Consider the following 12,216-nt stretch of genomic DNA (forward strand, 5'->3'; position numbering starts at 1 on the left):
TCCATAATACGTACTAGCCACTATCAAAACCTTGACCTACATCAATAAAACTTCGGTTTACACTTACCCATCCATCCAAGCCTGACATGCGACACACTCTGAAAGAGCGGAGAAACAAATTAAGGTCTGAGGTTATCTTTCTGGTCCATATCAACGGGCTTGCGTTTTCGATGTATTCTTTTGTGGATCGACAAGGCTTGAGCATTATTGCAGACAGCCCCGCATGACCGCTGCTGACCATCCTCCCCGAACTCTCTCAGGTTACAGATTTTTTGTCCGCTATGGCTTCTGTTTTTGTGAGACAACAGGATTCCGGCATTTTCGCAGACTCTCCCACATGTCTGTGGATGCCCATCTTCTCCGACCACGATTTCGTCACAGGTTTTTTGCCCACTGTGTACTTTGACTTTGTGACTCCACATGGCTTTAGCATTCTTGCAAACCATTCCGCATGGCCGTGGCTGGCCGTCCTCCCAGACTATTGTTACATCACAGGTTTTTTGCCCGCTATGGTATGTGACTTTGTGATTCGCCAGGGCTTGACTATTCTTGCAGACTACTCCGCATGGCTGCGGCTGGCCATCCTTCCCGACTACTGTGGCGTCACAGGTCTTTTGCCCGGTATGGTATTGGCTTTTGTGTGACGACAGGCCTTTAGCATTCTTGTAGGTCCTCCCGCATGGTCGATGCAGGCCATCCTCCCCAACCACAATCGCATTGCAGGTTTGTTGCCCGGAGTGAATTAATCTTTTGTGATACGCCAGGGCTGTAGCACTCTTGCAGACCATCCCGCATGACTGCCGCTGTCCATCCTCCCCGGCTACTGATACATCACAGGTTTGTGGCCCGGAGTGGATTCCTCTTTTGTGATCGAATAGAGCTTTTGCATTCTTGCAGACCGTTCCACATGGCTGTGGCTGGCCATCCTTCCCAACCCTGATTGCATTACAAGTTTTTTCCCCGCTGTGAATGCTGCGTTTGTGACTTAAAAGCGCTTTGTTATTCTTGAGGACCTTCCCGCATTGCCGCAGTTGACCATCCTCTCCAACCAGGATCACGTTGCAGGTTACTTGCCAGTCAGGGTCAATTGTATTAGCTGTTCCTGCTGCCATTGAATCTGAGGCGACCCCGTCTAAGGCGACCCCGTCTAAGGCGACCCCGTCTAAGGCGACCCCGTCTATCAAGTTGCAACGATAACAGTGTGCATTGGTCAAATGGTTGCATAAGCTGTGTTCGGGTGTTGCTACAGTGCTGTCTGTCGAACTTTCTTCACAATTCTGCACTCCGCTAACCAATGAATCGGAAAATTGTCGAAATCGACAGACGCCATGACAGGGCTGGACAAAACAATTTAAACCCAACGAATGCTGGTGTCGTTCAGAGCCTCCGTTCCCGTCACTGTAGTCAGTATCCCGGGGGCGGATGAAAGAAACTGTTCGGTGGCGGTTGACTGGTGGTCCTTGCTGGCTGGATGGTTCTGATGGCTGGTGTTGTTGCTGATCCTGTTCTGAGCCAAACATAAATGCCGCCTCTTGTTGTTCAATCGGGTTAAACAGCGGTGAATCTATGTTCCAATAGCCTTTCAAAAGCCAACTGACAGTGACAATCATTTCTACAGATAACCATGAATAAGGGGTTGAGCTTAGAGTAATGATTGTTTTTGCCCTGTAGTTGCCAGGTTTTTGTCGTTTGTTATCAGCAGGAAAATCGGGTTCTTCATAAACGTCTGTGTCGGTAATCTCTAGCGGGTTGTCAGACAATGTTCGCAGTTCACGCTTTATAGAAAAGCTCTGTTTTGAAAAATCTACAATCTGTTTAGACTCGAAAATAAAATGCTCTGTCAAAGATTTAGCCTGACAAATGGCAGACAACAGCGACAGCAGCACAATAAAGAGTGAGTGTTTAATAATCCTATCCCTGTCTTCTGACCTACAGAGAGAAAGGATAGATCAAGAAAATAAGTGTGTTTTTGTGTTTTCCTAATACCAGACATCTGTTTGTTGTTGACCTGATTCTCATCGACGAAGTCCATAATTTGGTTTTTTGACTTAGATCAACCATTATGAGGCCGGTCGATAAAACCGGTTACATCTAAAAACACACAGCGCAGACCGGTGTCCTGACTATCTTTACCTTGAAACATTTTCTGAGGACCATTTAATGACATCCATGCTGGCCCGGGAAATGGTTCAGGAGTTGATAACACTTCACAAAAAAGTCGATCAGAAGCAATAATGGCAACCATTAAAGATGTCGCTGAGCGAGCCAAAGTATCCCGCGCTACGGTATCCAGGGTACTGAACAACACCGGACAGGTAAAGGAGACAACTCGTCTGAGAGTAGAGTCCGCCATCGACGAACTGAATTATCATCCAAATCCTGTTGCCCAGTCACTGGCGAGCAATACCACCAATACCATCGGCTTGATGGTCTCGTCCTTCCGGGGTGTTTTTTTTGGTGACCTTATGGCAGAGGTTCAGCAGGTCGCAGACTCTGCAGGTAAAGTGATGATCGTCACCCAGGGCAAGCACAGTGTTGAAAGCGAGCGTGCCGCTATCGACCACCTGATCAACATGCGGGTTGACGGATTACTGCTGCACGTCCGTTACCTGGGTGATGATGAGCTGATTAACATTGCAGAAACCGCTCCGCCCTTTGTACTTCTGGATCGTTACGTCGATGTCCTGGCCGACCGCTGCGTCACCTTTGATCACATCAAAGCCAGCGACAACACCGTAGAACTGCTTCTGAAAAATGGCCACACCTGTATTGCCTGTCTGGCCGGAAAACTCGCCAAGTCAAAAGCAAAAGAACGTTTCCAGGGTTATGCCAATGCCCTTACCCGGCATGATATTGCCCTGGATATGGACCTGATCACTGAAGGCAACTATACGAGACAAGCCGGATACGAAGGCACCAGGCAACTACTCACAACCGGCAAACCTTTTACTGCTGTATTTGCTTGCAGCGAAGAGATGGCGGCAGGTTGTATGGACGCCTTTCGTGAAAACAACATCCGTGTGCCCGAAGACGTTTCTCTCATCAGTTATGACAGTGTGGACCTTTGTACTTTCCTGACTCCACATGTCACTGCATTGCATTTTCCAATGACAGAGATGGCCAGAGTTGCCGGAGAACTCTTGATGAACCGACTACGGGAGGAGGGTTTTAGCAGGCCGGAAAGCACCCATTTTGAGGGCGAGCTACGCCTGAGAGATTCAATAGGAAGGCTCTGTTAGTTTTACTTCAGTTTGTCAAAGGACTTTCATCCTAGACTGTCGCCGCCCTCAGCGGCGCACGTGCCCGGACTTGCAATACACCCAGGAAAGAAGATGTTTTTTTCTACGCTCATGGCTGTTTGGTCTATTCTTCCATAAATCCACGAGTCTTCGGTTTGCTCTCAGATCAGAATCGTCTCCCCGGAGTTTCTCCAATGGTCAAATCTGCATTCGGCACACTTCAGCAGATAGGTCGGGCGCTGATGCTGCCTGTAGCCGTTCTGCCTGTTGCAGGGATACTGCTGGGCGTCGGCAGTGCGGGCTTCAACTTTATTCCAGATCTCGTCTCCAGCGTCATGGCCCAGGCCGGCGGCATGGTTTTCGGAAACCTGCCCATTATCTTTGCCATTGGTACTGCTATTGGCCTAACTGATAATGACGGTGTTTCCTCAGTAGCGGCAACTGTCGGCTACGTGGTCATGCTGGGAACCATGGGCGTTATGGCCTCAGAGCTGGGAGTTGAGCCCAGTTCTGTTATGGGAATAGATACCATTGATACCGGTGTTTTCGGTGGGATCGTTGTTGGTATGTTGGCCTCATGGATGTTCAGACGCTATTACAAAATCAAACTTCCGGATTACCTGGGCTTCTTTGCAGGAAAGCGCTTTGTTCCGATCGTCACTGCCATAGGAGCCGTCTTCCTTGGCATTCTCCTCAGCTTTATCTGGCCCCCTATACAACAGGCTATCGACGCCTTCTCTCAATGGTCAGTGACTGAGAACCCGGTTCTGGCTGGCTTTATCTACGGTGTGGTTGAACGTGCCCTGATTCCATTTGGCCTACATCATATCTGGAATGTGCCCTTCCAGATAGAGATGGGTGAGTTCATTGATCCATCAACAGGTAACGTCTTCAGAGGTGACATCGCGCGATTCTTTGCCGGTGATCCTACTGCCGGATTTCTGGCAGGCGGCTATCTTTTCAAAATGTTTGGCCTACCTGCTGCGGCCATTGCCATCTGGCATTGCGCCAAATCTGAGAATAAACAAAAAGTCGGTGGCCTTATGATGTCAGCGGCGCTTACCTCATTGCTCACTGGTATCACCGAGCCCATAGAGTTCTCATTCCTTTTTGTCGCTCCGATACTTTATGTGATTCATGCGCTGCTGGCCGGACTGGCTTACGCCATTACCAATTACCTCGACATCAAGATGGCCATGTCATTTTCCAACGGCATGATCGATTATCTCCTCTATTACAGCATAGCCACCAGACCCGCCTGGATTATCGGCCTGGGACTGATCTACGCAGTCCTCTATTATGTGATCTTCAGAGTTATGATCACGCTGCTGGACCTCAAGACACCCGGGCGAGAAAGTGAATCAGAATTATCAGCGAAAGTGGTTCCATCCAGTGAACTGGCCAGGGACCTTATTCTGGCCTTTGGTGGCAAGGGAAATATCAAGAATCTGGATGCCTGCATCACTCGTTTGAGAGTCACGGTTAACAACCCTGACAAGGTTGATCAGGAGGCCATTAAACAGCTGGGAGCCACGGCTGTAGTGGTGATAGGTCAGAATATGCAGGCTATCTTTGGTACTCAGTCCGACAATATCCGAACCGAGATGGAAGAAGCCATTAAGGCCATGTAGACCGGCTAAAAGGATTCTACTGCTGCACACAGGGAACGGACTCTCTCCACCGATAACTCCCCTTCATCAAGAACACTGCTGTACGCGTGAATGCTGGCTGAATGATTCGCTACTGGCAGCTGTTGTAGTATCTTTCCGATATTTTCCGGATCAACCCCGCCACCGACGACCACCTCCAGCCTGTTTTCAGCTTTCAACATAAGTTGCTCGAGCATCCTCACACCTTCAAAGGCACCGTCAGCAGAACCCCAGGTTGTACCACTACTCAGAATACGATCCACACCATATTGAATCAGTACATCCAGGCTCTCAAACATATTGGGCGTAGCATCCAGTGCACGATGAAAAGTCACAATCAGATTTCGGGTCTTGGCGGTATCGACCAGTCGGCCCAACACATCACGATTAATGGTATTACCGGGAGGCGCAAGAGCGCCAATGACGACACCATCAGCACCTGCCTTTGCAGCATCACAGATCTGCTGTTCCATAAGCAGAACCTCTTCAGTGCCGAATGAAAAGTCGCCACCCCGGGGACGAATCATGCACAGTAAACCACAGCGATCCTGAAAGGCTTTCCGGGCGGCTTCCAAAGCTTCTATTGTGGGAGTAGTGCCTCCCACGGACATATCGTCACACAACTCTATACGTGCTGCGCCCCCCTCGTAAGCGGCTGCAGCAGAGCGGTAAACATAGTCTGGATTCAGACTGTTGATGCAGATCTCAACAGGTATTGACAATGTATGACTCCTGGCTGGATATCAGTTATAGAAGTCTGGCCTACTATTTAAAGTGACTAAATTAAAGTGACTGAATTAAAGTGACTAAAAACATAGACAGGACAACTCTGACAATAATAACCAGATTGTCACAGACTGCTCAGGAAATCATAGTCTTTACAAAAAAAATCTCACAAAATTGAGAGTGGTGGTCTTCATGAGCTAACAGGAGAGTTTAAGAGAAAGCTGGCAACCCTTAACCAGAGCCACGGCTAACCATACGACGTAAACCTTTTATTTAGTCATCCATCAAGGCAACTCACCCGTCATTCTGAGCACATCATCAATCAGCATCTTGTCCAGCTTCTGTTTCTGCTTAAGCATTTCCATCTTACCCGGGCTGACCCAAACCTTGTAACTTTCAGGCTCACCCTCGGTAATCGCTGCAGGCATTGTAACGGTATATTCCTCATAGGATGGGTCCATAACAAAATAGGGCACAGGATGAAGAAAATCGCCAAAACATCCCCCTGACTGATACCTCAGAAGGTCATCATAATAAGACGACATATAAGAGGAATAGGCTGATCTTGCTCCCATACACCCGTTGCCTGAGCTTTTTTTGACTATGTCATCGAGGCCCCATATCTCTGCTGTCTTGGCAGTTTCTTCCTGCGGAGGAAGAACGATTCCGGCAAGTTGGGTAGCCTGACTGACCTGCAGGGTTTCAAGACGCTTGAGCTCTGCAACCAATTCCTGATGGGACATCTTGTTCAAGCGAGCCTCACGAGCCTTGTCGTAAGACAGATAGCTGTCCCCATTCAAGAGCGGGTCTCCGTCCAGGTATTTGGACACTGTCTCGCTTCTGATAAAGTCCAACTCATCAATAACAACCTGCAAACTTTCTGCCTCCCCAGGCTCTTCCGTGGGTACAGACACTTTTTGGAATGAAAAAATCAACAGCAGGAAACCGGTAAACACCATCACTAAAAGTGACACAATTCCTTTCATATACACCTCCTTCAGCCTAATCGCATAGGGTTTTTATTATGGGGATAAGTCACGACAGGCGGTTACTACGCATTGCTTTTCAGGACGTAAACCGCATTTCTAAATTCATACCTGTCTATATAGTGAGACAACGAGTTACCCAAAGGGTTCAATCGCAAACAGGATAGAGGAAGGAAGATAAGTCTTCACTAACGGGGTGGTCAGGGATACTAACTGGCAGGGAAAGCTTTAAGGCTTTAAGGCTTTAAGGCCAGACATTTTAAAAGCCGACAGAGAACCGGCTTCAGGGTATGGCTGATTTTTTTGTTCAAAAAATAATAGTCTTTGTAAAGTTTTACTTCATTTTGACCACCAGCAGCTTGTCGTTGCCCTGAACAACAGAGCCCGAAGATTTTTCCAGAGAGGCTACATCGTCCATGTTGGAGATCACAACGGGCGTAATAATACTTTTGGCATTCTCTTTCAGAAAGTCCAGATCCACTTCGATGATGGGATCTCCAGCCATGACTTGCTGGCCTTCACTGGCAATACGCTTGAAACCCTCGCCCTTCAGCTCAACGGTGTCGATACCAAAGTGAACAAACAGCTCAACCCCGGTTGGCGTCTCCATGCTGAAGGCATGATTGGTTTCAAAGATTTTGCCAATCTCACCATCGCAAGGGGCTACCATGACTTTGCCGGTGGGATTAATGGCGATACCATCACCTACCACCTTGTCAGCAAAAACAGGATCAGGTACTTCTTCAATTGGTACAATGTCGCCGGTCAACGGTGCTCTGATCACCGTTCCCTGACTGGCACCCAGCCCCATACTTTTCTTGAGAGAGTCAAAAAGGCCCATCACTTTCACCTTCTACTTCAAACGCATTGATTTTAGGAGCCTTTGAGTAATCAGGCCAGTTAACCTGACTGAAACTCCCGATTCCTTTCCAGATTAACAGCTGAAACGGCAGACCACAGCTGCTATACCAATCGAACTTTCTAACTCCCTATTGCGCTGAAGATTTGAGCCTTAATCCTGCGTTGGCGATCATCGCAGCTAAGACTATGACTCCTCACCCCGCCTTTTCTTAAGGCTCAAATCTCCATGCTCATCACGGAAGTTAGAAAGCACGATTAGTATTATATGTCTTTATACTGTAACTATGTCCGCTACTTTCAACAGTTGGCTGTCAATCTCATTGTGTTTGCTAATGGCTTCCTTTAAGGGTGTATGGACAATCTTCTGATCACGTACACCCACCATCACTCCACTGACACCGTCAAGCAGAGCTTCCACAGAAGCCACTCCAAGACGACTGGCCAGGACACGGTCATAACAGCTGGGCTTGCCACCGCGCTGAATATGGCCCAGCACCGTCACTTTGACTTCATAGGCCGGGAAGTTTTCTTCCACAGCCCGGGACAGTTCAAAAACACCACCGGATTTATCACCTTCTGAAACCACTACGATACTGGATGTTTTCCCGGCTCTGCCACTGCTTTCAATAGAGCCCATCAACTGATCTATGGGCTTCTGATCTTCCGGAATCAAAATATCTTCTGCACCCGCAGCAATACCGGCGTTCAATGCGATAAAGCCTGCATCACGACCCATAACTTCAATCAGAAACAGACGATTATGAGAGGTGGCGGTATCACGAATCTTGTCAATCGCCTCGACCACGGTATTCAGGGCGGTGTCATAACCGATGGTGAAATCGGTTCCGAAGATATCGTTATCAATAGTGCCGGGAACACCAATGCAGCGAAGACCATGCTCTTGTTCCAGCAGCATGGCACCCGTGAAGGAACCGTCACCGCCAATAACAACCAGTCCATCCAGTCCGGCGGCAGAGGCATTTTTATAAGCAGCAGCCCGTCCCTCCGGAGCACGGAATTCCTGACAACGGGCAGACTTCAGGAATGTCCCACCCTGGTTGATAATATTGGCCACTGAACGCGCATTCACTACCTTCAGATCGTTTTCAATCAGGCCTTTGTAACCTTCATAAATGGCTACCGGCTCAACCCCGTAAAAGATGCAGCTACGTACTACGGAACGAATGGCAGCATTCATGCCAGGCGCATCGCCACCTGAAGTAAGCACACCAATTTTTTTTAGTTCTGCCATGATCTGCTCGTCTCCTGAATCCCATAAGGGAAAGCGTGAGGCATGCTGCCCAGTCAACATGCCTGAATTGACTGAAATTATTTCACAGTAACGATCTGCATGGTGTTGGTACCGCCCTCAATTTCACAGGACTCACCCTTGGTCAGAATAATACGGTCGCCGGATTCCAGCAGGCCACGACCTTTTAGTTCGGCAATAGCACGCTGATTCACTTCAGGACCGTACTGGCTGCCACTGTCAAAAGCGACCGACTCCACCCCACGGTAAAGTGCAACGCGGCGCTCGGTGGTTTTGTAGCGAGTCAGGGCAAAAATGGGCAGGCTGGTATTAACACGGGACATCCAAAGAGGAGTCGCACCGGTTTTGGTCAGGCAAACGATCGCTTTTACACCTTCCAGACGGTTAGCCGCATGCATGGCAGCCAGCGCAATGGCGGCATCGGTTTCACCGGCATAGGCCTTATCCAGGTTGCTTCCGGAGATCATTTCAGGATGTTTTTCAGCGCCCTGACAAATACGGGCCATGGCCTTGACGACTTCATGTGGACGCTTGCCTGTAGCTGTTTCACCGGAGAGCATGACTGCGTCGGTGCCATCGAGAACGGCATTGGCCACGTCAAACACTTCAGCACGGGTTGGCTGTGTGTTGTGAATCATGGATTCCATCATTTGTGTGGCGGTAATGACAGGACGGTTCAGTCGACGGGCAACGTTGATCATCTGTTTCTGAACACCAATCAGTTCAGCGTCACCAATTTCCACCCCCAGGTCACCACGAGCTACCATGACCGCGTCTGAGGCCCGGATCACTTCTTCCAGCAATTGAAAGCTTTGAACCACTTCAGCACGCTCAATCTTGGACAAAATGGCAGCAGTACCACCGGCTTCAGCCAGCAGCTTGCGAGCCTGTTCAACATCACTGGCACTGCGAACGAAAGACACAGCCAGGAAATCCACCTCCAGAGAGGCAGCCAGCTTGATGTCTTCCTTGTCTTTTTCGGTCAGGGCATCGGCAGAAAGACCCCCACCGGCCAGGTTGATACCTTTGTTATTAGACAGCTCACCACCATCCAGAGTAGTGGTTACAATGCGCGAACCTTCAATCGACTTAACCTGCAGGCTCAGACGACCGTCGTCCAGCAACAGCACATCGCCCACCTTGCAATCGTTTGGCAGATTCTTGTAAGCCAGACCGACCTGGGTTTCATCACCGGCATCAATAGGCAGCTCTGCATCCAGAACGAACTCAGCGCCATCGGGCAGAAAGATCTTGCCATTCTGGAAACGACCAATTCGAATTTTGGGCCCCTGCAGGTCACCCAGAATCGCAACACTGCGACCCAGACGGGCAGCGATATTGCGAATGCGCTCTGCACGGACACGGTGATCATCAGCATCACCGTGGGAGAAGTTCAGTCGAACAACGTTGACACCGGCTTCAATCAGCTTGGTGAGCTGTTCTTCGGACTCTGTAGCTGGTCCGAGTGTGGCAACGATTTTTGTGCGTCTGAGCATGATATCCTCTCGCGAATTCGCCACGAATCGACCCAGCACGATGAAACTACTTAAAGGAAGAGTCGACCGGGGCATAAATGCCATACGGCAGTTTGACAACAATTTTTAAGTGAGGAACGTTCGAAGTGTAACGTTCCTGCATCTGCTTATCTTGATAAAGCAGCAAAAAGGAGAGTGTGTACCTGAAAGCCAGTATGCCAATCTGAGCCCATTATAGATGGCAGGCTAATCTACCATCGTCCAGAAGGCAGGTTGAGAGGTTAATTCCCGGCCAGCTTCATAAACACCTTCTTCTTTTTGCCACTCAGTCTCAGGAATCCAATGCCCTGTTATCAGAGCATCGGCATCAACCTGAAAAGCCTCAGATCAGCGAGGCTTTTCAATGATCTGGATTCAGGCGCCCAGCAGCGCTTTAGCAGTATCCAGCATTCGGTTGGAAAAGCCCCACTCGTTGTCGTACCAGGACATAACCTTCACCAGGTTACCCTGAACGCGAGTCTGTGTGGCATCAAAGCTGGAAGAGAATGGGCTGTGGTTAAAGTCCATGGAAACCAGAGGCTCATGGTTTACGTGCAAAACCTTGCCCATCGCTTCGGAAGACTTGGCAGCAGAAGCAATGATTTCGTTAACTTCTTCAGCAGAAGTTTCACGACTGGCCACAAAACTCAGGTCTACCAGAGATACGTTGATGGTAGGTACACGAACGGCCATACCGTCAAACTTGCCTTTCAGCTCCGGAACCACCAGGCCAACCGCTGCAGCGGCACCGGTAGCAGTCGGGATCATGTTCTGTGCAGCAGCACGGGCACGATACAGGTCACTGTGGTATACATCGCTGAGACGCTGATCATTGGTGTAGGCGTGAATAGTGGTCATCAAGCCTTTTTCAATCCCCAGAGCATCGTTCAGAGGCTTGGCAATGGGAGCCAGGCAGTTGGTGGTGCATGAAGCGTTAGAGATAACGGTCATGTCAGGAGTCAGAGTGTCGTGGTTAACACCATAAACGATGGTGGCGTCTACTTCCTTGCCCGGAGCAGAGATGATGACTTTCTTGGCACCAGCACTCAAGTGAGGTTTGCAGGCTTCCTTGGAACGGAACACACCGGTGCATTCAAATACAACGTCTACACCCAGAGCGGCCCAGGGCAGACTGGAAGGATCACGCTCAGAGAATGTCTTGATTTCGTCACCATTTACAAACAGTGCACCTTCACCCTCCTCAACCTGAGCGTCGAAACGACCATGTACAGTGTCGTACTTGGTCAGGTGAGCATTGATTTTCGCATCACCCAGGTCATTGATAGCAACAATCTGGAATTCTTCACGGCGACCTGCTTCGTAGAGTGCACGCAGAACGTTGCGACCGATACGACCATAGCCATTGATTGCGATTTTGATCATGACGTCTCCAATACCCTTAGTCACAGCGGGATAACCCGCCAGTTCATTAGTAAATAGGATTTCCGGTGTAAATTCAGCCTCGTGAAAATACCTAACCCCCTTGCCACACAAGGGCTAACAGGCTTTTTCAACAATCAACAGAGTTGATGACTCTGCCCAACATACAGTCACACCAAAGGACACTTTTATTCACGGAACACAACAAAAGTTATCCGTATTAAACCACCAGGACTTGACACAGGATTGGAACGACGTTACAAATACGCTCAACAAGACACACATAATCGCACACTTGAAAACATCGTTCCCCGGCAAATCTTTACTGGAGGATCGTAATGTACCTGTTAAAGAGTACACGAAGAGCCGGAATTCTCTGTACAGAAGGCAATCTGAAGAGAATCCGGAACATTTTAACAAGTAACAACACCTGACAATTTAACTCACCAGAGCGCATTACCCGCCAGCTATCCAACAGACATACTTGAGAACACGTCTCAGTATTGCCTCGTGAATGACATGGCCCGATGTATTCGTTCAGATACACCCGGTACGTGATACTCTCTAGAGAATACCCGCAACCGCCTTAGT

9 protein-coding genes are annotated in these 12,216 nt (G+C 49.0%); 2 read left to right on the top strand and 7 right to left on the bottom strand.

Going from position 1 to position 12,216, the window contains the following annotated elements:
- Positions 1 to 119: 119 nt before the first annotated feature.
- Entirely contained in the window at positions 120 to 1,871 is a 1,752-nt protein-coding gene (locus tag ACOJUN_RS00225) for a hypothetical protein (protein ID WP_422134683.1), read from the bottom strand.
- Between the two features lie 363 nt (positions 1,872 to 2,234).
- Here ACOJUN_RS00225 and ACOJUN_RS00230 point away from each other — a divergent pair, with 363 nt between their 5' ends.
- Positions 2,235 to 3,239 (top strand): LacI family DNA-binding transcriptional regulator, encoded by a 1,005-nt coding sequence (locus ACOJUN_RS00230; RefSeq protein ID WP_422134684.1) that lies wholly within the window; start codon positions 2,235 to 2,237, stop codon positions 3,237 to 3,239.
- A gap of 194 nt (positions 3,240 to 3,433) precedes the next feature.
- Positions 3,434 to 4,870: a PTS glucose transporter subunit IIBC gene (ptsG, locus tag ACOJUN_RS00235; protein WP_422134685.1), complete on the top strand. Its 1,437-nt coding sequence runs from the start codon at positions 3,434 to 3,436 to the stop codon at positions 4,868 to 4,870.
- Positions 4,871 to 4,875: 5 nt separating this feature from the next.
- Here the strand turns inward: ptsG and ACOJUN_RS00240 are convergent, their stop codons facing one another.
- From ACOJUN_RS00240 to gap, 6 genes are all read right to left on the bottom strand, one after another.
- Positions 4,876 to 5,610: a copper homeostasis protein CutC gene (locus ACOJUN_RS00240; RefSeq protein ID WP_422134686.1), complete on the bottom strand. Its 735-nt coding sequence runs from the start codon at positions 5,608 to 5,610 to the stop codon at positions 4,876 to 4,878.
- Between the two features lie 288 nt (positions 5,611 to 5,898).
- Positions 5,899 to 6,600 carry a hypothetical protein gene (locus ACOJUN_RS00245; RefSeq protein WP_422134687.1) on the bottom strand — a complete coding sequence of 234 codons (702 nt, stop codon included), beginning with the start codon at positions 6,598 to 6,600 and terminating at the stop codon, positions 5,899 to 5,901.
- Between the two features lie 334 nt (positions 6,601 to 6,934).
- A complete protein-coding gene (crr, locus tag ACOJUN_RS00250) occupies positions 6,935 to 7,441 on the bottom strand; it encodes a PTS glucose transporter subunit IIA (RefSeq protein ID WP_422134688.1) in 507 nt (168 codons plus the stop codon).
- A 291-nt stretch (positions 7,442 to 7,732) separates the two neighbouring features.
- Complete coding sequence (pfkA, locus tag ACOJUN_RS00255; protein ID WP_422134689.1) at positions 7,733 to 8,713, bottom strand: 6-phosphofructokinase; 981 nt, start codon at positions 8,711 to 8,713, stop codon at positions 7,733 to 7,735.
- A 77-nt stretch (positions 8,714 to 8,790) separates the two neighbouring features.
- Positions 8,791 to 10,227: a pyruvate kinase gene (pyk, locus tag ACOJUN_RS00260; RefSeq protein WP_422134690.1), complete on the bottom strand. Its 1,437-nt coding sequence runs from the start codon at positions 10,225 to 10,227 to the stop codon at positions 8,791 to 8,793.
- Positions 10,228 to 10,620: 393 nt separating this feature from the next.
- Positions 10,621 to 11,628: a type I glyceraldehyde-3-phosphate dehydrogenase gene (gene gap / locus ACOJUN_RS00265; protein ID WP_422134691.1), complete on the bottom strand. Its 1,008-nt coding sequence runs from the start codon at positions 11,626 to 11,628 to the stop codon at positions 10,621 to 10,623.
- Positions 11,629 to 12,216 lie beyond the last annotated feature (588 nt).

Origin of the sequence: Endozoicomonas sp. ALD040 (assembly GCF_049275945.1) — a bacterium.
Taxonomy (GTDB): Bacteria; Pseudomonadota; Gammaproteobacteria; order Pseudomonadales; family Endozoicomonadaceae; genus Endozoicomonas_A.

Excerpts from the sequence above, each read along its gene's own strand:
- ACOJUN_RS00230 (WP_422134684.1), top strand. The coding sequence starts at position 2,235 with ATGGCAACCATTAAAGATGTCGCTGAGCGAGCCAAAGTATCCCGCGCT.
- ptsG (WP_422134685.1), top strand. The coding sequence starts at position 3,434 with ATGGTCAAATCTGCATTCGGCACACTTCAGCAGATAGGTCGGGCGCTG.
- ACOJUN_RS00245 (WP_422134687.1), bottom strand. The coding sequence starts at position 6,600 with ATGAAAGGAATTGTGTCACTTTTAGTGATGGTGTTTACCGGTTTCCTG.
- crr (WP_422134688.1), bottom strand. The coding sequence starts at position 7,441 with ATGGGCCTTTTTGACTCTCTCAAGAAAAGTATGGGGCTGGGTGCCAGT.
- pfkA (WP_422134689.1), bottom strand. The coding sequence starts at position 8,713 with ATGGCAGAACTAAAAAAAATTGGTGTGCTTACTTCAGGTGGCGATGCG.
- pyk (WP_422134690.1), bottom strand. The coding sequence starts at position 10,227 with ATGCTCAGACGCACAAAAATCGTTGCCACACTCGGACCAGCTACAGAG.
- gap (WP_422134691.1), bottom strand. The coding sequence starts at position 11,628 with ATGATCAAAATCGCAATCAATGGCTATGGTCGTATCGGTCGCAACGTT.